The 21,292-nt window shown below is 67.0% G+C and carries 21 protein-coding genes; 15 read left to right on the top strand and 6 right to left on the bottom strand.

Annotated elements, in window-relative coordinates; genetic code table 11:
* Nucleotides 1-91 precede the first annotated feature (91 nt).
* The 6 genes from IFS44_RS04435 (at nucleotide 92) to IFS44_RS04460 (ending at nucleotide 7,195) form a co-directional block, all read left to right on the top strand.
* Nucleotides 92-1,753: an electron transfer flavoprotein-ubiquinone oxidoreductase gene (locus IFS44_RS04435; RefSeq protein WP_192097664.1), complete on the top strand. Its 1,662-nt coding sequence runs from the start codon at nucleotides 92-94 to the stop codon at nucleotides 1,751-1,753.
* Nucleotides 1,725-3,182 (top strand): tetratricopeptide repeat protein, encoded by a 1,458-nt coding sequence (locus IFS44_RS04440; protein WP_342366331.1) that lies wholly within the window; start codon nucleotides 1,725-1,727, stop codon nucleotides 3,180-3,182. Before IFS44_RS04435 ends, IFS44_RS04440 begins: the two co-directional genes overlap by 29 nt.
* Nucleotides 3,183-3,202: 20 nt before the next feature.
* Entirely contained in the window at nucleotides 3,203-4,060 is an 858-nt protein-coding gene (locus IFS44_RS04445; protein ID WP_192097665.1) for a 4-(cytidine 5'-diphospho)-2-C-methyl-D-erythritol kinase, read from the top strand.
* A 312-nt stretch (nucleotides 4,061-4,372) separates the two neighbouring features.
* A complete protein-coding gene (gene recA, locus IFS44_RS04450) occupies nucleotides 4,373-5,446 on the top strand; it encodes a recombinase RecA (RefSeq protein WP_031396669.1) in 1,074 nt (357 codons plus the stop codon).
* A 259-nt stretch (nucleotides 5,447-5,705) separates the two neighbouring features.
* The gene (locus tag IFS44_RS04455) at nucleotides 5,706-6,563 is read left to right on the top strand and encodes a methyltransferase domain-containing protein (RefSeq protein WP_192097666.1); all 858 of its coding nucleotides are present in this window, start codon (nucleotides 5,706-5,708) and stop codon (nucleotides 6,561-6,563) included.
* Nucleotides 6,560-7,195, top strand: coding sequence for a glutathione S-transferase family protein (locus IFS44_RS04460; protein WP_192097667.1), 636 nt, complete (start codon nucleotides 6,560-6,562; stop codon nucleotides 7,193-7,195). The genes IFS44_RS04455 and IFS44_RS04460 overlap by 4 nt, the downstream gene beginning before the upstream one ends.
* 56 nt (nucleotides 7,196-7,251) lie before the next feature.
* Here IFS44_RS04460 and IFS44_RS04465 read toward each other — a convergent pair whose 3' ends face one another.
* A complete protein-coding gene (locus IFS44_RS04465) occupies nucleotides 7,252-8,589 on the bottom strand; it encodes a dicarboxylate/amino acid:cation symporter (RefSeq protein ID WP_037532961.1) in 1,338 nt (445 codons plus the stop codon).
* A 72-nt stretch (nucleotides 8,590-8,661) separates the two neighbouring features.
* Here IFS44_RS04465 and IFS44_RS04470 point away from each other — a divergent pair, with 72 nt between their 5' ends.
* Complete coding sequence (locus IFS44_RS04470) at nucleotides 8,662-9,930, top strand: M24 family metallopeptidase (RefSeq protein WP_037532969.1); 1,269 nt, start codon at nucleotides 8,662-8,664, stop codon at nucleotides 9,928-9,930.
* A 16-nt stretch (nucleotides 9,931-9,946) separates the two neighbouring features.
* Here IFS44_RS04470 and IFS44_RS04475 read toward each other — a convergent pair whose 3' ends face one another.
* The 5 genes from IFS44_RS04475 to IFS44_RS04495 form a co-directional block, all read right to left on the bottom strand.
* Nucleotides 9,947-10,648: a phosphocholine cytidylyltransferase family protein gene (locus tag IFS44_RS04475; RefSeq protein WP_192097668.1), complete on the bottom strand. Its 702-nt coding sequence runs from the start codon at nucleotides 10,646-10,648 to the stop codon at nucleotides 9,947-9,949.
* Between the two features lies 1 nt (nucleotide 10,649).
* Entirely contained in the window at nucleotides 10,650-11,741 is a 1,092-nt protein-coding gene (locus IFS44_RS04480) for an inositol-3-phosphate synthase (RefSeq protein WP_031396675.1), read from the bottom strand.
* 15 nt (nucleotides 11,742-11,756) lie between these two features.
* Nucleotides 11,757-12,527 carry a CDP-alcohol phosphatidyltransferase family protein gene (locus IFS44_RS04485; protein ID WP_244649925.1) on the bottom strand — a complete coding sequence of 257 codons (771 nt, stop codon included), beginning with the start codon at nucleotides 12,525-12,527 and terminating at the stop codon, nucleotides 11,757-11,759.
* Between the two features lie 120 nt (nucleotides 12,528-12,647).
* Nucleotides 12,648-14,723, bottom strand: a complete 2,076-nt coding sequence (locus IFS44_RS04490) for an NAD(+) synthase (RefSeq protein WP_192097670.1) — start codon at nucleotides 14,721-14,723, stop codon at nucleotides 12,648-12,650.
* Between the two features lie 70 nt (nucleotides 14,724-14,793).
* Nucleotides 14,794-15,024, bottom strand: coding sequence for a hypothetical protein (locus IFS44_RS04495; RefSeq protein ID WP_156363278.1), 231 nt, complete (start codon nucleotides 15,022-15,024; stop codon nucleotides 14,794-14,796).
* A gap of 254 nt (nucleotides 15,025-15,278) precedes the next feature.
* Here IFS44_RS04495 and IFS44_RS04500 point away from each other — a divergent pair, with 254 nt between their 5' ends.
* From IFS44_RS04500 to IFS44_RS04535, 8 genes are all read left to right on the top strand, one after another.
* Nucleotides 15,279-15,635 (top strand): ArsC family reductase, encoded by a 357-nt coding sequence (locus IFS44_RS04500; protein WP_192097671.1) that lies wholly within the window; start codon nucleotides 15,279-15,281, stop codon nucleotides 15,633-15,635.
* 11 nt (nucleotides 15,636-15,646) lie between these two features.
* Nucleotides 15,647-15,928: a DUF427 domain-containing protein gene (locus IFS44_RS04505; protein ID WP_192097672.1), complete on the top strand. Its 282-nt coding sequence runs from the start codon at nucleotides 15,647-15,649 to the stop codon at nucleotides 15,926-15,928.
* A 71-nt stretch (nucleotides 15,929-15,999) separates the two neighbouring features.
* Nucleotides 16,000-16,872 (top strand): 3-methyl-2-oxobutanoate hydroxymethyltransferase, encoded by an 873-nt coding sequence (gene panB / locus IFS44_RS04510; protein ID WP_192097673.1) that lies wholly within the window; start codon nucleotides 16,000-16,002, stop codon nucleotides 16,870-16,872.
* Nucleotides 16,873-16,964: 92 nt separating this feature from the next.
* On the top strand, nucleotides 16,965-17,702 hold the full coding sequence (locus IFS44_RS04515) for a tetratricopeptide repeat protein (RefSeq protein ID WP_031441741.1): 738 nt from the start codon (nucleotides 16,965-16,967) through the stop codon (nucleotides 17,700-17,702).
* Complete coding sequence (locus tag IFS44_RS04520; protein WP_056406153.1) at nucleotides 17,699-19,021, top strand: outer membrane protein assembly factor BamB family protein; 1,323 nt, start codon at nucleotides 17,699-17,701, stop codon at nucleotides 19,019-19,021. Before IFS44_RS04515 ends, IFS44_RS04520 begins: the two co-directional genes overlap by 4 nt.
* A gap of 71 nt (nucleotides 19,022-19,092) precedes the next feature.
* Nucleotides 19,093-20,481, top strand: a complete 1,389-nt coding sequence (gene der, locus IFS44_RS04525; RefSeq protein WP_031395626.1) for a ribosome biogenesis GTPase Der — start codon at nucleotides 19,093-19,095, stop codon at nucleotides 20,479-20,481.
* A gap of 15 nt (nucleotides 20,482-20,496) precedes the next feature.
* Entirely contained in the window at nucleotides 20,497-20,766 is a 270-nt protein-coding gene (locus IFS44_RS04530; protein WP_342366332.1) for a sulfurtransferase TusA family protein, read from the top strand.
* Nucleotides 20,767-20,821: 55 nt separating this feature from the next.
* Nucleotides 20,822-21,259, top strand: coding sequence for an Hpt domain-containing protein (locus IFS44_RS04535; RefSeq protein WP_031395627.1), 438 nt, complete (start codon nucleotides 20,822-20,824; stop codon nucleotides 21,257-21,259).
* Nucleotides 21,260-21,292: the final 33 nt, after the last annotated feature.

Consider the following 21,292-nt stretch of genomic DNA (forward strand, 5'->3'; position numbering starts at 1 on the left):
GCGACACGGACAAGACGGTGCCGGCCCGAGCCCGAACGAACGGGAGGGGCGGGAAGCCGGGCAGACAGGGACCATCCCCCGGGAGACGATGATGACGACACGTGAATCGATGCCCTACGACGTAGTGATCGTCGGCGCAGGTCCGGCGGGGCTTTCGGCAGCGATCCGGCTGAAACAGCTGGCGGCCGAGAAGGACGCGGACATCTCGGTCTGCGTGCTCGAAAAGGGATCCGAGGTCGGCGCGCACATCCTGTCGGGCGCGGTCATCGATCCCAAGAGCCTCGACGAGCTGCTGCCCGACTGGCGCGAGGATGGCTGCCCGCTGGCGGAAGTGCCGGTGACGGAGAATCACCACTGGATCCTCAGCAAGACGAAGAAGAGCGAGATGCCGCACTTCGTCACGCCGTCGTTCATGCACAACAAGGGCACCTATACCGGCAGCCTCGGCAATCTGTGCCGCTGGATGGCGGGCAAGGCGGAGGAGCTCGGCGTCGAGATCTTCCCCGGCTTCGCGGCTGCCGAGATCCTGTTCAACGACGACGGGTCGGTGAAGGGCGTCGCGACCGGTGACATGGGCGTCGCGCGCGACGGCACGCACAAGGGCGACTATACCCCGGGGCTCGAACTCCACGCCAAATACACCTTCTTTTCCGAAGGCTGCCGCGGTCACCTGACCAAGCAGCTGATCGCGAAGTTCGATCTCGCCAAGGACAGCGACCCGCAGGTCTACGGCCTGGGCATCAAGGAACTGTGGGACATCGATCCCGCGCTCCATTCGCCTGGCCGCGTCATCCATACGCAGGGCTGGCCGCTCAGCGAGACCGACGGGTCGAACGGCGGCGGCTGGATCTATCACCAAGCCAATGGCCAGGTCTCGATCGGGTTCGTCACCTGGCTGAACTACACCAACCCGCATCTGTCGCCGTTCCACGAGATGCAGCGCTGGAAGACGCATCCCGAGATCGCGGCGCTGCTGAAGGGCGCCAAGCGTGTCAGCTATGGCGCACGCGCGATCAGCGACGGCGGGCTGCAGTCGATTCCGAAGCTGGTGATGCCGGGTGCCGCACTGATCGGCGACAGCGCCGGCTTCCTCAACGTGCCGCGGATCAAGGGCACGCACACCGCGATGAAGTCGGGCATGATGGCGGCCGAGGCCGCGGTCGAGGCGATCGTGTCGCAGCGCGGGCATGACGAACTCGCCGCCTATCCGGAGGCGTTCGAACGCAGCTGGGTGAAGAAGGAGCTGTCGGTCGTCCGCAACGTCGTGCCCTTGGTCAAGAAGTTCGGCGACATGCTCGGGTCCGGGCTTGCCGGTGTGACGATGTGGCTCGAACATTGGGGTCTGAAGGTGCCGTTCACGATGCACCATCATCCCGATCACGAAAGCCTGTGGCGCAAGGATCTGGTCAAGCCGATCGTCTATCCCAAGGCGGACGGCGTGCTGACGTTCGACCGGCTGTCGTCGGTGTTCATCTCGAACACCAATCACGAGGAGGACCAGCCGGTCCACCTGACGCTGAAGGACCCGGCGGTGCCGATCGCCTACAACCTGCCGATGTACGACGAGCCCGCGCAACGCTATTGCCCCGCCGGCGTTTACGAGGTGGTGGGCGAAGAGACGGGCGATCCGAAGTTCGTGATCAACGCGCAGAACTGCGTCCACTGCAAGACCTGCGACATCAAGGACCCGACGCAGAACATCAACTGGGTCGTGCCCGAGGGCGGTGGAGGCCCCAACTATCCCAATATGTAAGCATGCCCTGCTGGCGATCGGCCTGCTGACCGCCCCGACGGCGGCGCTGGCCGACACCGGCGTTCTCTCTGCCTATCTCAAGGCGCGCGCCGCGGATGCGGACGGGCGGGTGACGATTGCCGCGGACCAGTATGCTTTGGCACTGGCGGCGGCGCCCGACGATCCGGTCGTTGCGATCCGCGCCTACCGGGAGGGGATCGAGGCGGGTGACATGCCGCTCGTCGCGCGCGCGGCGGGGGTGCTGGCGAGAGCCGGAGTCGCGCCTGCGGACGCCGCACTGTTCCCGCTCGCCGCCGCCGCGCGCAAGGGCGACACCCGGGCGACCCGGACGGCGATCGCCACGCTCGGCAAGGGCCCGCTGGTCGTCCTCGCACCATCATTGAACGCATGGGTCTCGCGCGCCGAGCACCGCGATCCGAGCGCGGCGCTGGCGACCGCAGGCAATGACCCGGTTGCACGCCGCTTCGCCGCCGAGACGCGTAAGCGCATCGCTGCCGCCCCCGCGCGCCAGCCACTCGGCCTTGCCGTCGCGCAAACGTTCGCGGGGCTGGCGGGAGACCTTATTGCAGGGGCGCCGTCGCCGCTGGCAATCGCGCTCGCCCAGGCTGCGGTGGAGGCCGATCCCGATTATGCCCCCGCGCGAATCGTCCTTGCCGACGCGCTTGCGCATAGCGACCGGGTCGACCGCGCGCTGGTGGTGCTCGACAGGGTCGATGGCACGTCGCCGTCCGCAGAGGCGGCGATCGCCAAGCGTCTCGAAATCCTGTCGGTCGCCGGCCGTGACGAGGCGGCGCTGGCCATCGCGAGGACACGCGCCGAGCGGCAGGAGGCGGTCGCCGGTGACTGGCAGCGTTACGCTGACCTGTTGCTGACGACCGGCGATGCGGCGGCGGCGGCGCAGTGGTATGGCCGGGTTCTGGCGGCGGATCACGGCGCGCCGGCGGCCGCGCGCGGCGGCTGGGGGGCGTGGCTGCAATATGGCGGGGCGCTCGATCAGGCGGGGCGCTGGCCCGAGGCGCGCGTCGCGCTCCGCAAGGCGGTTGCCCTCGCCCCGACGCAACCGCTCGCGCTGAATTATCTGGGATTCGCGCAGGTCGAGCATGGCGACGACATCGCGGGCTCGATCCGGCTGCTCGAGCGGGCGAGCCGGCTCGATCCCGCCAATCCGTCCGTCACCGACTCGCTTGGTTGGGCCTATCACCGCGCCGGCGATACGCGACGCGCGCTGCCGTTGCTCGAGCGTGCCGCGCAGGCGGAGCCGACCAATACCGAAATCGGCGATCATCTCGGCGATGCCTATTGGAGCATGGGCCGACGCTACGAGGCGCGCTATGCGTGGCAGGCCGCGATCGTCACCGGCGATGCCGAGGAGCGCGCGCGCATCGCCGCGAAGATCGACACCGGCCTGCCGATCGCTGCGCGCCGCTGACCCCTGATCCCGAGATCCCGATGCCGACGACGACCGAAACCGCACCAGCCAAGATCAACCTCGCGCTGCATGTGCGTCACCGCCGCGCGGACGGCTATCACGAGCTCGAGACGCTGTTCGCCTTTGCCGAGCATGGCGACGTCGTCACGGTGCGCACGGCGGACGCGGACAGCTTTGCCATCATCGGGCCGTTCGCCGCGGCATTGCGCCCGCAAGCAGGGGACACGGACGCGGCGCCGTGGAACGGCAACCTGGTAACGGCCGCGGCGGATGCTTTCGTCGCGACGTTCGGGATCGCCGCGCATCACGCGATCACGCTCGACAAGCGGTTGCCGATCGCATCCGGGATCGGTGGCGGGTCCGCCGATGCCGCGGCGACGCTGCGCGCGCTGGCGCGGCTGCATGGCGTCGCGGTGAAGGATCCGGCTCTTCACGACATTGCCGCCCGACTGGGTGCGGACGTGCCTGCCTGCCTCGTCAACCGGACGACGTTCGGGACCGGGCGAGGCGACATGCTCGTCGAGCTCGACGGGCTGGCGGGAACGCCGTTGCTGTGCGTCAATCCGGGGGTGGCGGTGTCGACCGCGGCGGTATTCGGCGCGTGGAACGGGATCGACCGCGGGCCGATCGGCGAGGGGCCGCTGCTCGAACGCGCGATCGCCGGGCGGAACGACCTCGAGGCGCCGGCCTGCGCGATCGCGCCGGAGATTGCCCGCGTCCGCGCGCTGCTGGATGCGGCGCCGGGCGTGCTGCTCGCGCGCATGTCGGGGTCGGGGGCGACCTGCTTTGCGCTGTTCGACAGCATCGCGGCCCGCGATTCCGCGGCGACGGATGCTGCTGCGCAGGGCTGGTGGACGCTGGCGTGCACGCTGCGCTGAACGCGGGGTAAATGCCGCGTTGAAACTGTTCGGCTTTGGGACTCCGGACGCTGTAAAATCGATTGCATCCTACCGGTCGGCGGCGTCAAATCGTGATGTCCACTACCGGATCGGCGCCATGGTTTGCCGACCGGCCCAAGGTTTCTCCCAAGACGCCGAAGCGGACCCATGATGGGAGGGCGGTCACCGAAAGGCGGCCGCCCTTTTTCACATTCCCGATGTTCCGCACTTGTTCCGTGAGAACAAAAGCAATACATGGCGTTTGACGCGTTGAATGGCACGCGCGCTTGCTTTAGCGATGGGAGCTTATCGATGGCCGCTAATCTGAAAGTGATCGACACCGGCATGGCAACAGCAACCAACGACCGGCAGAAGGCGCTCGATGCCGCACTCGCGCAGATCGACCGCGCGTTCGGCAAGGGCTCGGCGATGCGTCTGGGTTCGAAGGAGACGATGCAGGTCGAGGTGATCTCGACCGGCTCGCTCGGGCTCGACATTGCGCTCGGCGTCGGCGGCCTGCCGCGCGGCCGCGTGATCGAGATTTACGGTCCGGAAAGCTCGGGCAAGACCACGCTCGCGCTCCACGTCATTGCCGAAGCGCAGAAGAATGGCGGCACCGCCGCGTTCGTCGACGCCGAGCACGCGCTCGATCCGGTCTATGCCAAGAAGCTCGGCGTCAACATCGACGAGCTGATCGTGTCGCAGCCGGACACCGGTGAGCAGGCGCTCGAGATCGTCGATACGCTGGTCCGTTCGAACGCGATCGACGTACTCGTTGTCGATTCGGTCGCAGCACTCGTGCCGCGCGCCGAAATCGAGGGCGAGATGGGCGACAGCCATGTCGGGCTTCAGGCGCGTCTGATGTCGCAGAGCCTTCGCAAGCTGACCGGTTCGATCAGCCGGTCGCGCTGCATGGTGATCTTCATCAACCAGCTCCGCATGAAGATCGGCGTCATGTACGGCAACCCGGAGACGACGACGGGCGGCAACGCGCTGAAGTTCTACGCCTCGGTCCGTCTCGACATTCGCCGCATCGGCGCGGTCAAGGCGGGCGATGAGGTCACCGGCAACCAGACGCGCGTGAAGGTCGTGAAGAACAAGGTCGCGCCGCCGTTCAAGCAGGTCGAATTCGACATCATGTACGGACAGGGCGTCTCGAAGCTCGGCGAGATCCTCGATCTCGGCGTGAAGGCCGGGCTGGTCGAGAAATCGGGTGCGTGGTTCAGCTATGACAGCGTCCGGCTCGGTCAGGGTCGCGAGAATTCGAAGACCTTCCTCAAGGACAATCCCGAGACCGCCGATCGTCTCGAAAAGCAGATCCGTGCGCGCACCGACAAGGTCGCCGAGGAAATGATGGTCGGTCCCGACGCCGAAGACGACGCCTGAGTGAGAGTCGGAGCCCTTTTCCTCGCGGGGAAGGGCTCCGCGTCCTGTGACAGGGCGAGGCAGCGTCCAGGGCTGATGGTTCGGGCGGGTCTCGTCTCGCCTGGTTGAGCTGATGGGCCGCAGCGGGACGCGTGTTGGGCGATCGTCCGGAAATCCAGTGAGCCCTAGCGGGCATGTGCTTCACGACTTGCGTTAAACGCGCCACAAGAGCTGATCTTGTGCGCACAGACGGGAGTTCGACCATGCGATATGGCCAATCATGACCAGTGATCGAGACTGGACCGGACGCGTCGGCGACACCTGGGCCACGGAATGGCGCCGTACCGACCGCAGCTTCGAGGGGCTTGCGCCCGTACTGAACGCTGCGATCCTTGCGGCGGCAGGACCGCAGACTCGCACTATCGTCGATATCGGTTGCGGCGCCGGCGCCACGTCGCTGGCGAGCGCGCAGGCGCTGCCGGACGGGAAGGTGATCGGCATCGACCTCTCCCCGAAACTGATCGCGGTGGCGAACCACCGCGCCGGGCATCTGACCAATGTCGCGTTCCACTGCGCCGACGTCGCATCCGCCGTCGGCATGCACGCGCCGGTCGACCTCTATATATCGCGGCACGGGGTCATGTTTTTCGCCGATCCGGTGGCCGCCTTTGCCCAGCTCGCTGAGGCCGCCGCGCCTGGCGCTGCGCTCGTCTTCTCGTGCTTTGCCGAGCGTGCCGCCAATCGCTGGGCGGTGGAAACCGTCGCGGGTGCGGATGACGCATCCGGACCGACGGGGGCCATGACCGCGCCGGGGCCCTTTGCCTTTGCCGATCCGGCCCATGTCGCGGAGATACTGAAGCAGGCCGGGTGGCGCGCGACGACACCACAGCGTGTCGAATTCGCTTATCGGGCGGGAGGCGGCGCGGATCCGGTGGCGGACGCCGTCGACTATCTCAGCCGGATCGGCCCCGCTGCGTCGCGGATCCGCGAGACGCACGGCGCGGAACGCGAACAGGCGCTGGCGCGTCTGACCAGCGCGTGCGTCGATCGTCTGGCCGGGGATGCGGTCGAATTTCCGGCCGCCGCCTGGATATGGACGGCACACAGGGCGCGCGACAGCCAAGGGAGCCTGCCATGATCACCGTCCACCATCTCGAAAACTCGCGATCGCAGCGGATCCTGTGGATGCTCGAGGAACTTGGGCTGCCCTATGAGATCAAGCGCTATGCGCGCGATACGAAGACGATGCTCGCACCCCCGGAACTGAAGGCGGTCCATCCGCTCGGCAAGTCGCCGGTGATCGAGGACCGCGACGTCGAGGGAGGCCGGGTCGTGACGGAGACGGGCGCTATCGTCGAGTATCTCGTCGACAAGGCGGACGGTCGGCTCGGGGCCCCCGCCAAGCGCGCGGATGCGTTGCGCTATCGGTTCTGGCTGCATTATGCCGAAGGCTCGATGATGCCGCCGCTGTTGCTCAAGCTGGTGCTCGCGAGGATTCCGGTGATGGGGAAGATCGCGCTGAAGCGCATCCAGCCGATGATCGATGTCCATCTTGATTATGTCGAGGCAGAGCTCTCGCAGCGTCCCTGGTTTGCCGGCGATCAGATGACCGCGGCGGACATCATGATGAGCTTTCCGCTCGAAGCGGCGCGCAGCCGTGCGGGGCTCGACGAATCACGCCCCGCGACGATCGCCTGGCTCGGCAAGGTCCACGCGCGGCCGGCCTATCAGGCGGGGCTCAAGGAGGGCGGGCCCTATGCCTATGCCTGACCCGGGTACACGCCAAGAAGCGGGCGGGCCGATCGTCTCCTGACGTCCCGTGCCGCTCAGGCCTGGCCGGGCTTGATCTTCTCATAGCTGTCGACATTCACCTTCGGGCCATGCCCGGTCGGTGCATGTGGCGGGTCGCGGTCGGCGGGTTCGCGCTCGTCGAGCCCGCCCTCCCATTTCGCGACCACGGTCGCGGCGACCGCATTGCCGATGACGTTGGTCGCCGACCGACCCATGTCGAGGAAGTGATCGACGGCGAGGATCAGCAGGATGCCCGCTTCCGGGATCTTGAACATCGACAGCGTCCCGGCGATCACCACGAGCGACGCACGCGGCACACCGGCAATGCCCTTCGACGTAACCATCAGCACGAGCAGCATGGCGATCTGCTGCCCGATCGGCATGTCGATGCCGTAGGCCTGTGCGATGAACAGCGACGCGAACGTCATGTACATCATCGAGCCGTCGAGATTGAACGAATAGCCGAGCGGCAGGACGAAGCTGGCGATCCGCGGCGGCACGCCGAACCGGTCGAGCGCCTCGAGCGTACGCGGATAGGCCGCCTCCGACGACGCGGCCGAGAAGGCGAGGATCAGCGGGTCGCGGATATAGCGCACCAGCAGCCGCGTCCGCGGGCCGATGAGCAGGAAGGCGATGCCGATCAGCATCAGCCAGAGCAGCGCCAGCCCGAGATAGAAGGTCAGCATGAAATAGCCGAGATCGCCGAGGATGCTGGGGCCCCGTTCGGCGAGCGTCGCGGTCACCGCGGCGAACACCGCGAACGGCGCGAACCGCATCACGTAATTCGTGATCTGCAGCATGACCGCGACGAGCGCCTCGATCGCCTTGACGAGCGGGGCGGCCTTTTCGCCGACCGCGGTGATCGCGACGCCGACGAACACCGAGAAGACGACGATCTGAAGAATCTCGTTGCTCGCCATCGCCGAGATCATCGAGTCGGGAACGATATGGGTGATGAACTTGGCGAGATCGAAGGCGGCTCGGTCGACGCCGCTCGACGCAGTCGCCGGCGGGATGGCGAGCGCGAGGCCGACCCCTGGCTGCAGCACGTTCACCAGGATCATGCCGAGCGTCAACGACAACAGGCTCGCGCAGATGAACCAGCCGAGGCTGCGCAGGCCGACGCGGCCGAGCGCGCCGGTATCGCCCATATGCGCGATGCCGACGACCAGCGTCGAGAAGACCAACGGCGCGATGATCATCTTGATCAGCCGCAGGAACAGCGACGTGACGATCGAGAAATAGCCGGCAATGTCCTTCAGCTGCGCGGCGGATTGCGCGCTGCCGTCGTCAATCGACGCGTTGAGGATCCAGCCGACGACCATGCCGGCGACCAGCCCGAACAGGATATAATAGGTTAGCCGCTTGGCCATTAAACGCTCCCGAAACTCGCGCAGGAGGGAAGGGGATTGCGGCGCCCGGGTCAAGGACCCTATCGTCCCGGCATGGCAATCTCTCCCGATTTACCCACCAGGCGCACGCTCCTCGGTGCCGCCGCCGCGCTCCCGCTGCTGTCGATCGGCGCGGTGCTGCGCGCCGCCGAGCCCGACCTGTCGGCGCTGTCCGATCTCACGGGGGGTGCCAAACCGATCGATGCGGACGAGCGCGCCGCCCGGCTGTCGCGCGCCCAGGCGCTGATGAAGGCGGCGGGAATCGGCGCGGTCCTGATCGAGCCGGGATCGTCGATGCTCTATTTCACCGGTGTCCGCTGGAGCCGGAGCGAGCGGCTGACCGCCGCGATCCTGCCGGTCGAGGGGCAGCCCTGTATCGTCACGCCGTTTTTCGAGGAGCCGTCGGTGCGCGAGACGCTAGCGGTGCCGGCGGAGGTCCGTGTCTGGCAGGAGGATCAGAACCCGCTCGCGGTGGTGGCGGGCTTCCTGCGCGATCGCCGGTTGATTGCGCGGCCGATCGCGATCGAGGAGACGATGCGCTTCTTCGCCGTCGACGCGCTGCGTCGGCTGGTACCGGAGGCGCGGATCGTGTCCGCCAATCCGGTGGTGCGCGGTTGTCGGATGATCAAGACGCCTGCCGAGATCGCGCTGATGCAGACGGCGACGGACGTCACGCTCGCGGCCTATCGCTGGACGTATGCGCGCGTCGAGACGGGGATGACCGGTCCCGAGATCGGCGCGCTGATGACCGCCGCGACCCGGAAGCTCGGCGGGGCGCCCGAATTCTCGATGGCGCTGGTCGGCGAAGCCTCGGCCTATCCGCATGGCAGCCGCGAGATCCACCGCGTCGCGAACGGGCAGGTCGTGCTGATGGATTGCGGGTGCACCGTGCAGGGCTATCAGTCGGACGTCTCGCGCACCTGGGTTCACGGATCGGCTACCGCCGACCAGCGCAAGACCTGGGACCAGGCGATACGCGGCCAGCAGATCGCGTTTGCCGCCGCGCGGATCGGCGCGACCGCGGGCAGCGTCGACGATGCGGTGCGGCAGCATTACCAGGCGCTGGGCTATGGTCCGGGCTATAAGCTGCCCGGGCTGTCGCACCGGACGGGGCACGGGATCGGCATGGACGGGCACGAGCCGGTCAATCTGGTGCGGGGCGAGGCGACGAAACTCGCGGCGGGCATGTGTTTCAGCGACGAGCCCGGCATCTACATCCCCGGGCGCTATGGCATCCGGATCGAGGATTGCTTCCACATGACCGAAGCGGGGCCGAGCTGGTTCAGCGTGCCCCCCACGTCGCTCGATCGCCCGCTGGGCTGACGAGCCCGGGGCCTGTTCAGGCGGCCCGGCTCATCCAGCGTTCGGCATGTGCTAGGGCGGCTGCGTCGTCGACGTCGATCCAGTCGATATCGCTGCAGTCGACCACGTCGGCACGGTCCTGCGCGGCGAGCATGCGGACGCCTTCGGTCAGCGAGGGACTCGCCAGCGTGGCGAGCGCGTCGCCGAGGCGCGGCGAGATCGCAAAAACGCCCGTGTCATAGGCGTCATGCGGTTCGAGGCCCTTGCCGATCGCTACGATCGCCGACCCGTTGGTCGCGACACACGTGACGTCTTCGGGGTCGACCCAGGGATGGCCGAGCCGGCGGTCGATGCCGAGCCGAAGCCCGTTACCCGATCCGGCGGTGGCCATGCGGCGATACAGCGCGGGGAGGACGAGGTGGTCGCACATCGCGAGAACCGCGTCCTGCCCGGCCAGCGCCTCGGTCGCGGCAAGCACCGATACGCCATTGGGCTCGCGGTGGTCCGCAAGGACGGTTTCGACACGGAGCGGCCAGGCGCGGCTGGCGAGATAGGCCTCGATCGCGTCACGGCCGTAACTCAGCGTGACGATCACACGCTTGAGGCCGGCCTCCGCAAGACCCTCGAGCGCATGCGCGATGAGGGGGCGGCCGGCGACCGGGCAGAGTGGTTTATAGGGCGCCGAGGCGCGAAGACGGCTGCCCTCCCCGGCGGCGAGGATGACAGCCGTCTCGATCATGTCAGGCGGCCTTGATGAACCGCTCAACCTCGATCTGCGCGAGATCGTCGGTCATCTGCGTGCGCGGGTGCTTGCAGAAATAGGCCGATGCGGGGTCGATCACGCCGGCGATGCCGCGATCCTTGGCGATCTTGGCGCAGCGGATCATGTCGATCGCGACACCCGCCGAGTTGGGCGAATCCTCGACCGAAAGGCGCAGCTCAAGGTTCATCGGCACGCCGCCGAACAGCTGGCCTTCCATGCGCAGGAAGCAGACCTTGTTGTCGTTCTGCCAGGGGACATAGTCCGACGGACCGATATGGACGTTGTCGTCGTCCATCCGCTCGGCCGCGACCGACTGGACGGCTTCGGTCTTCGAGATCTTCTTCGACTCGAGACGGCGATGGTTCGACATGTTGAGGAAGTCGGTGTTGCCGCCGGTGTTGAGCTGGTAGGTGCGATCCAGCTTCACGCCACGCTTGGCGAACAGGTCGGTCAGCACGCGGTGTACGATCGTCGCGCCGAGCTGTGCCTTGATGTCGTCGCCGATGATCGCGACGCCGGCGTCTTCGAACTTCTTCGCCCAGACGGGGTTCGATGCGATGAAGACGGGGATGTTGTTGACGAACGCCACGCCCGCTTCGATCGCGCAGTCGGCATAGAATTCGGTCGCCTCCTGCGAACCGACGGGCAGGTAGTTCATCAGCACGTCGGCGCCCGACGCCTTCAGATCCGCGATGACCTGCTCACGCGTCGGCTCTGCGGCGTCGGCGAGGAGGAAGGTGCGGTCGTCCTTGAAGTCCGACATGTGGTCGGCGACGCCGTCGAGTGTCTTGCCCATCTTCACGATGGTGCCGGTGTTGCCGACATTGGGGGCGAACACTGCGGTGCAGTTGGGCTTGGCGAAGATCGCCTCGGCGACGTCCTTGCCGACCTTGCGACGATCGACGTCCCAGGCCGCGACGACCTTGATGTCGCTCGGCTTGTAGCCACCCATGTCGAAATGCATCAGGCCGACCTGGTCGTTTGCCCCCTCGCGATAATGCTCGAGACCCTGGACGAGCGAGCTCGCGCAGTTGCCGATGCCGACCACGGCGATCCGAATGCTATTCATTACTGACCCTGTTCCTTACGAAAGATGCATGCGCGACGCGGTCTTCGATCGCGGCGGTGTGGTATTACGGACGAAAGCCCGTTCGACACGACGGTGCCAGACGAGCCCGACGATGGCGACGAGCGTCAGAGGGACGATCTCGAACCACCAGAAGATGCGCGGGTTGCCCGCAAAGCAGGCGACGAAGATCGCCCATACTCTGACATTCGCGGTTAGCAAGGCCATGAAGCGCAATGGCGCCACTGCGCGCGCGGCATAGCTCTGGCCAAGCGCGACAGGATCGCTGGCCTGACCGAGCGTGCGTTCGAACGGCATCGCGATCCGGTCGATGCTGCCGGCCACCCCGTCATAGAAGCGGACGAGCGCGTTGCCGGTCGGCACCGGCGGCGCGTCGAGTGCGACACCGCGGATCCGGCGATGGAAGCGCGAGCGCTCACCCTCGTACATGTTGGACTGCACCGCGTGCGCGCCACCGGCCGCCACCGCGAGGATCCAGGCCTCTGGCGTGTCGATGGTGAGGGCCAGCGAGATATAGATGAGCGCAAACACGCCGTGATCGCACAGACCGTCGAGCATCCGCCCGAGCGGGCTCGCGGTCTTGGTCGCGCGGGCGACCATGCCGTCCAGACCATCGGCGATCAGCCACCCGATTGACAGGGCCAGGCCGACCAGCGCCAAGGCAGGATTGCCCCAATGCGTATAAGCCAGCGCAGCGGCGCCCCCCAGGACCAGTCCGGCCACCGACACCGTGTTCGCCGAGATGCGACGCGCGAGTGCGAGGGGCAAAAGCGCGCGGCCTGCCGGGTGAATCAGCCAAAGGTTAGATGGGATCTCGATCCGGCGATCGCGCGATCCATCCGGTGGAGCCACTGTCATAGGATTTTCATAATGCGCGCGGCACGCAATTTATGCAAGGTCGCCCGGCTCGGCCTGCGGAACGGCTGAGCGCAATTCGTCGATCCAGACCCGCGCGGTTCCATCCGACGGTGCGCGCCAGTCGCCGCGCGGCGACAATGCGCCGCCCGCGGAGACCTTTGGCCCGTTCGGCAATGCAGATCGCTTGAACTGGCTCGTCGCGAAAAAGCGCTGAAGAAACCTTTCGAGCCATGCGGTTATCGTCGGCAGGTCATAGGCGACGCGCGCAGTCGCCGGCAGGTCCGCGGGCCATGCCCCGCGCTCCGCATCGCGCCAGGCATGCCAGGCGAGAAACGCGATCTTCGACGGCGCGAGGCCATAGCGGATCACGTAATTCGCGAAGAAATCGTTCAGTGCATAAGGCCCGATCATCGATTCGGTGCTTTGCAGCGCGCCGTCCGCCCCCGCGGGGACGAGTTCGGGAGAGATTTCCTGCGCGACGATCGTCGACAGGATCGCATCGGTTGCCGCGTCATACTGGCCGGTCCGAATGCACCAGCGGATCAGGAACTGTATCAGCGTCTTGGGCACGCCCGCGTTGACCGCATAATGGCTCATCTGGTCGCCGACCCCGTAGGTGCACCAGCCCAGCGCCATCTCGCTAAGGTCGCCCGTGCCGACCACGATCCCGCCGCGCTGGTTGGCGAGACGGAACAGATAATCGGTCCGCAACCCCGCCTGGACGTTCTCGAAGGTGATGTCATAGGTCGGCTCGCCATCGGCAAAGGGATGCCGCATGTCCTCGAGCATCCGCCGCGCCGCGGGGCGGATGTCGATTTCCTCGGCGGTGATGCCCAGCGCGCGCATCAGCGCCCAGGCATTCGCCTTCGTGCCCTCGCCCGTCGCGAAGCCGGGCATGGTGAAGCCGAGGATGTCGGCGCGCGGGCGGCCGAGCCGGTCCATCGCCTTGGCCGCGACGATCAGCGCGTGCGTCGAATCGAGCCCGCCCGACACGCCGATCACCAGCGTGCGCGCCCGCGCCGCCTCGAGCCGCTTCGCCAGCGCCTCCACCTGGATGTTGAACGCTTCGTAGCAATCCTCGTCGCGGCGGGCGGGGTCGTTGGGGACGAACGGGAAGCGGGGGACGACGCGTTCGAGCCCGACGTCCGCGACGGCAGGATCGGTCAGGTGATCGAACGCGATCCGCCGGACGCGCGTCTCGGGATGCCCCGCAAACGCCGCCGCGTCGTTGAACGTGCCGGTCCGCAGCCGTTCCTGCGCGATCCGCTCGCAATCGACGTCCGCGACGACCAGATCCGGCTCGGTCGCGAAGCGGCGCGATTGCGCGAGCTGTTCGCCGAGCTCGTGGATCAGCCCCTGGCCGTCCCATGCGACCTCGGTCGTGCTCTCGCCCGGGCCCGCCGCGGAATAGACATAGGCGCAGACCGCGCGCGCCGACTGCGCCGCCGCGAGCATCTCGCGCTCACGCGCCTTGCCGATGACGATGTTCGACGCGGACAGGTTGCAGCAGATCAGCGCGCCGGCCAGCGCGCCCGCGGTCGACGGCGGGGTAGGGGCCCAGTAATCCTCGCAGATCTCCGCATGGACCACGAAGCCGGGCAGGTCGCGCGCCGCAAAGATCAGGTCGGTGCCGAACGGCACGGACTCGCCGCCGAGATCGATCGACAGCCCCGTCATGCCCGCTCCGCTCGCGAACCAGCGCTTTTCGTAGAATTCGCGGTAGTTGGGCAGGAAGGTCTTGGGCACGACCCCGAGCACGCGACCGCGCGCGATCGCCACCGCGCAATTATACAGCCGCCCCGCGCGCACCAGCGCCGCGCCGACCAGCAGCACCGGCCGCAGCGTCGCACTCGCCGCGACGACGCGATCGATCGCCGCCACCGTCGCACGCTGCTGCGCGGTCTGCAGATGCAGATCGTCGAGCGCATAGGAGGTGAGGTTGAGTTCGGGAAAGACGACGAGGTCGACATGCTGCGCATCCGCCTGCGTCGCCAGCGCGATCGTCGCCGCGGCATTGGCGGCGGTATCCCCGACCGATGCCCGCGGGGTCGCTGCGGCAACCCGGATCAGGCCGTGCGTGTGGATCGCGTAGAATGAATGCGTCATGGCTCCATCGTTAAACGCGCGGGCGGGTTCATGCTACCGGCTTCACCGGCCGGATATGCGGAGGCTGCTGTCAGGGGGCGCTCTGCGCAGAGGTGGAGGCAATAACCCCCTGCACGGCACGGGCGCGCCGGCGTTCGAGCTTCTGCCGTTCGGAGATCTGGTAGGTCTTCGCAATCCGGTACCGCTGCTGCTTCGTCTTCGCGTCGACACTGCCCAGCGCGAGAATGCCGCCAAATGCGAGGATTGCGAATAAGAGGGTGATGAGGTTCAGTTGTCGCGCTTCTGCAGCCTTGTCCGTCATCATCCCGCTCCCATCGCCTGCCGTCATCGGACTCGACAGGTCTTTCACAGCATCCCGCCGAAAAGCCTTCTATGTCCGCAACTTGTCTTGGTCATTCCGTACATCGTACAGCCATTTCGCGGCGTCGAGGTTCCACTGTCCCTGGCAAAAATCCGCACCACGGCCGTTGTGCGATCGGCAGGCGTATCTGCTATCGGAACTAACAGGCGATGGCGCGCGGGGTGCGCGGCAGGGTGTTTTTGGGGGAAGCGATTTTGACGATCACGCTGTTCGGGATCAGGAATTGCGACACGATGAAGAAGGCGCGCGCGTGGCTCGATGCGCACGGTGTCGCCTATGTGTTTCATGACTACAAGACTGCCGGGATCGATGACGCACGGCTGCGCGACTGGATCTGCCAGGTCGGATGGGAGGCGTTGCTGAACCGCGCCGGCACCACGTTCCGGACATTGCCCGAGTCTGACCGCGCCGATCTGGACGCGGACAAGGCGGTCGCGCTGATGGTCGCGCAGCCGTCGATGATCAAGCGCCCCGTGCTCGATACCGGCGTGACACTGCTGGTCGGGTTCAAGCCCGAGCGGTATGAGGCGGCGGGGCTGGGGAACGCCTGAAGGAGACGAGCATGCCTGTCGCTACATGGAACGGCCAAGAGATCGCCCGGTCCGACGATACCGTCGTCGTCGAGGGCAATCACTATTTCCCCGCGGACAGCGTCGATCCCACGCTGCTCGAAGACAGCGCGACGCAGTCGAACTGCCCGTGGAAGGGCACCGCGCGCTACAAGACGCTGGTCGTCGACGCCAAGCGCAACGTCGATGCGGTCTGGTACTATCCCGATCCCAAATCCGCCGCGGCCGAGATCAAGGATCGCTATGCCTTCTGGAAGGGCGTGACGGTCGGCTGAGCCGCGCCGCCTGGGCGGGCGCGACCGGGCGGGCTGGGCGAGCGGCGTCGGCTTCGCTAGAACGCGCGCCCATGTCCACGACCTACACGCTCGACACCGCGACGAGTCGCGCCAACCCGACGCCCGCCCCGCTCAAGCGGCTGACGATCCCCGCGATCCGCCGGCAAAAGGGGCAGGTGCCGCTCGTCATGCTCACCGCCTATACGGTGCGCAACGCGCAGCTGCTCGATCCGCATTGCGACATGCTGCTGGTCGGCGACAGCCTGGGGCAGGTGATCTATGGCCTGCCCTCGACCGTGCCCGTCACGCTCGAGATGATGGCGGCGCACGGCGCGGCGGTGGTGCGCGGCAGCTATCACGCGGTGGTCGTGATCGACATGCCGTTCGGCAGCTATGAAGCGTCTCCCGAAAAGGCGTTCGAAAGCGCCGCCTGGCTGCTGAAGCAGACCGGCGCGGCGGCGGTGAAGCTCGAGGGCGGTACCGCGATGGCGCCGACCGTGCAGTTCCTGGTCGAGCGCGGGATTCCGGTGATGGGGCATGTCGGCCTCACCCCGCAGGCGGTCAACGTGCTGGGCGGCTATGGCGCGCGCGGCCGTACGCCCGAAGAGGCGGCGAAGATCGTCGCGGATGCCAAGGCCGTTGCCGAGGCGGGCGCATTCGCGCTGGTGATCGAGGGCGTCGTCGAGCCGATCGCGATCGAGATCACGCGCGCGGTCGCCTGTCCGACGATCGGCATCGGCGCATCGGTCGAGTGCGATGGCCAGGTGCTCGTCGCGGAGGACATGCTCGGCCTGTTCGACCGTACCGCCAAGTTCGTGAAGCGGTTCGAGGATCTCGCCGCCAAGATCTCGGGCGCGGCGGAGACCTATGCCGACGAGGTTCGCAGTCGTGCCTTTCCGGGACCCGACCAGAGCTATGCGCCGCGCGCCGGCAAGGTGGATTGATCCGGCTTTTGTTTCGGACGCGTGGCGGCTAAGGTCCGCGCCATTCCACCATCCCCCGATATCCTTTCCTCCCTTTGTCTCCGGAGTCACCCTTGGCCCTGCCGCCGAAAACCGATGAAGCGTTCCTCCGCGAGGTCGACGAAGAACTGCGCCGCGATCAGCTCGCGGGTTTCTGGACGACCTGGGGCAAATGGGTCGCGCTCGGGGTGGTCGCAGCACTCGTCGCGCTGGCCGGATTCCTCTATTATCAGCACCGCACCGAAACCCAGGCGGGTGTCGAGGGTGAGCAGCTCCAGGCCGCTTATGACGCGCTGGCCGCGGACAAGGTCGCCGAGGCGAACACGACGCTGACCAAGCTCGCCGCGTCCGACCGTGCCGGGTACAGCGCGCTGGCGCGGTTCACCGAGGCGGATATCCTTCTTCAGAAAGAGGATATGAAGGGCGCCGCAGCCAAGCTGGCGGCGATCGCTGCTGACACGTCGGTCGCCAAGCCGTTCCGCGACCTTGCGCTGGTCCGACAGACGTCGGCGGAATATGACACGCTCAAGCCGCAGGTCGTGGTCGAGCGGCTGCGTCCGCTTGCGGTCACGGGCAATCCCTGGCTCGGCAGCGCGGGCGAGATGGTCGCGGTCGCCTATGTCCGGATGAACCAGACTAAGCAGGCCGGGACGCTTTTCGGCCAGATCGCGGCTGATCCCGGCGTGCCCGAGACGATTCGTCAACGCGCTGTTCAGATGGCCGGTGTACTGGGCGTCGACGCCGTTGCCAGCACCGGGACGGCCGGGACCGCCGCTGCTGCTGCATCAAACGAGGATACCAACGCGCAATGACGAAGTCTTATCGGGTGACGGTCGCGGTGGCTGCGCTCATGGCCTTGAGCGGCTGCGGCATTTTCAAGGGTGGCGTCAAGAAGACCCCGACGGTCGGAAACCGGGTATCGATCCTGACCTCCGAAAACGGGGTCGAGACCGACGCGACGATCGCCGATGTGCAGGTCCTTCTGCCCGCCCCCTCGGTCAACGACGCCTGGGCACAGCCGGGCGGCAATCCCGCCAAGTCGATGGGCCAGCTTGCGCTCGCCGCGCAGCCCACCAAGGCATGGCAGGCCTCGATCGACGGTGGCTCCAACCGCGAACGCATGGCCGCGCCGCCCGTCGTCGGTGAGAACAAGCTGTTCGTGATGGACGTCCACGGCGTCGCGCATGCGTTCAAGTCCGACACCGGCGGGGCGTTGTGGACCACGCCGATCACCGAGGGCAAGATCAACCAGTCCGCGCGTTTCGGCGGCGGCGTGAGCTATGACGACGGTAAGGTCTATGCGACCGACGGCGTCGGCGACGTGGTCGCGATGAACGCGTCGGATGGCGCGATCCTGTGGCGCGCGAAGCCCGGCGGCCCGCTGCGTGGCTCGCCGACCGTGTCGAACGGTGCGGTCTACGTCCTGACGCAGGACAACCAGATCTTCTCGCTCAACCAGGGCGACGGCAAGGTCCAGTGGGTTCAGTCGGGCACGCTCGAGACGCAGGGCGTGTTCGGCGTCGCGGCACCCGCGGTCAGCCAGGGCACGGTCGTCTCGGGCTTCTCGAGCGGCGAACTCAGCGCCTATCGCTACGAGAATGGCCGTATCCTGTGGCAGGACGCGTTGTCGCGCACGTCGATCACCACATCGGTGTCGAGCCTGTCGGATATCGATGCCGCCCCGGTCATCGATGGCGGCCGTGTCTACGCCGTCGGGCAGGGCGGGCGCATGGTCGCGCTCGAACTCTCGACCGGCCAGCGTCTGTGGGAACAGAATTTCGCGGGCATCTCGACCCCCTGGATCGCGGGCGAATGGCTGTTCGTGGTCACCGACGATGCGCGGCTGGTCTGCCTGTCGCGGTCGAACGGCAAGGCACGCTGGATTGCGCAGCTGCAGCGGTTCGATAACGAGAAGAAGAAGAAGGGGCCGGTGACCTGGTATGGCCCGATCCTGGCGGGCGGACGCCTGATCCTGACCAATTCGCGTGGCGAGATCGTCTCGGTCAATCCGGGCGATGGCGCGGTCGGCAGCACGATCGAGACCAAGACGCCCTTCACGCTGCCGCCGATCGTCGCGAACTCGACGCTCTACACGCTCGACCAGAAGGGCAAGATCACCGCCTATCGGTGAGCCATCACCCCTCTCCCGGTGGGAGAGGGGTAACAGGTGACGACGGAGCGTTCCCGCGCTAAGGGCACGGCATGTCCAAACTCCCTGTGGTCGCAATCGTCGGCCGCCCCAATGTCGGCAAGTCGACCCTGTTCAACCGCCTCGTCGGCAAGAAGCTCGCGCTGGTCGACGACCGGCCCGGCGTCACGCGCGATCGCCGCGAGGGCGATGCGTCGCTGATAGGGCTCGATTTCCGCATCATCGATACCGCCGGATACGAGGATCATGACGCGCAGACGCTGCCCGGGCGGATGCGTCAGCAGACCGAGGCTGCGGTCGGCCAGGCCGATGTCGCATTGTTCCTGTTCGACGCGCGCGCCGGCATCGTGCCGCTCGACGAGGAGATCGCCCGCTGGCTGCGCACCGCCGACGTGCCGGTCGTGCTCGTCGCCAACAAGGCGGAGGGCCGCGCGGGCAATGACGGCGTGCTCGAGTCGCTGGCGCTCGGCTTCGGCGATCCTGTCGAACTGTCCGCCGAGCATGGCGAGGGCATGGGCGACCTGTTCGAGGCATTGCTCCCGCTGCTCGAAGGCAAGGACGAGGTTCCGGAGGAACAGCCCGACAATGAATATGAGGGGCCGCTGAAGCTCGCGATCGTCGGACGTCCAAACGCGGGCAAGTCGACGCTGGTCAACCGCATCTTGGGCGAGGACCGGATGATCACCGGTCCCGAGGCCGGCATCACGCGCGATTCGATCAGCGTCGATTACGACTGGCATCCGACCGGCGGCGAATCGCGCAAGGTCCGGCTGATCGATACGGCGGGCATGCGCAAGCGTGCGAAGGTCCAGGACAAGCTCGAGAAGATGTCGGTCGAGGACGCGCTCCACGCGGTCGACTTCGCCGAGGTCGTCGTGCTGCTGCTTGACGCCACGCTGGGGCTCGAGGCGCAGGATCTGCGGATTGCCGACAAGGTGCTGCAGGAGGGCCGTGCGCTCGTCATCGCACTGAACAAATGGGATATCGCCGAGAGCGCGTCGTCGTTGTTCAACGGCGTCAAGCGCGCGCTCGAGGACGGGCTCAGCCAGGTCAAGGGCGTGACCGTGATGACCGTGTCGGGCGCGACCGGCAAGGGCATCGACCAACTGCTCCAAGCGTGTTTCGACACGCGCGACGCCTGGTCGAAGCGCGTCGGCACCGGCGAGCTCAACCGCTGGTTCGAACGCGCGATCGAGGCGACGCCGCCGCCGGCGCCGGGCGGCAAGCGGATCAAGATGCGCTATGTCACGCAGGTCAAGACGCGTCCGCCGAGCTTCGTGATCTTCGGCACGCGCGTCGACCAGCTGCCGGCGAGCTACGAGCGCTATCTGGTCAATTCGATGCGCAAGGATCTGGGCTTCGGCGCGGTGCCGGTCCGGCTGATGTTTCGCGCGCCGAAGAACCCGTATGACGATAATCGCGGCGGCGGCGGCGGCTACTAGGCGGTGGCGTCCGGGGTGGTCCGGATCGACGCGCGGGGCATGCGGTGCCCCTGGCCCGCGATGCGGCTGGCTAGAACGCTGCGTCAGGCGGGCGAGGGATCAGGCTCGGACGGGATGCCGGCCGCTGTTCGGATCGAAGTCCGCGCCGATGATCCGCGTGCGCCTACCGAGCTGGCGGCGGTCGCCGCGGCGGCGGGCGCGGACATGGCGATCATTTCCGATCCAGTCGCGCCAATATTTGTCGTGACACGCGGGTCCGACAGCAACAATGTCTTTACGGAATAGCGATAGGCTGACCGTCGACGTTCATGGCGGGCCGGCCAAACGGGAGTAGGCGTCAGTGTCATTCGAAGGAAACACCCTGGTCGACTGGCCGGCGTTTCAACAGGCCCGCAGCGAGCTTGGCGGCGGGTTCATCCGCATCCTCGGCTATTTCCGCGAAGACGGCGTGAAATCGGTCGCCACGATCGAAGCGGCGATGCGCGCCGGCAGCGCGGCGGCGCTGATTATTCCAGCCCACACCCTTAAGGGCGAGGCGCGCCAGTTTGGCGCCGAGCCGCTGGCCGATCTCGCCGAGACGATCGAAACGATCGCACGCGACTGTGTCGAGCTTCACGATACCCCGGATGCCGCGCTCGAGCATGTCGCGCGGTTGCGGCCGCTGTTTGGCGAAACGCTAACGCTTCTCGAGCGCGAGGCCAATCCGCTGGTCCCTCGCCGTCCCGCGGCGGGCGGGTTCGGGCGGCGTGCCGTCCCATCGGGGTTTGGCGCCGAATAAGCACGCCGGCGGCGCGCGCTGCCGGTCGCCGTG

Origin of the sequence: Sphingomonas sp. CFBP 13706, assembly GCF_014842355.1 — a bacterium.
GTDB lineage: Bacteria > Pseudomonadota > Alphaproteobacteria > Sphingomonadales > Sphingomonadaceae > Sphingomonas > Sphingomonas aerolata.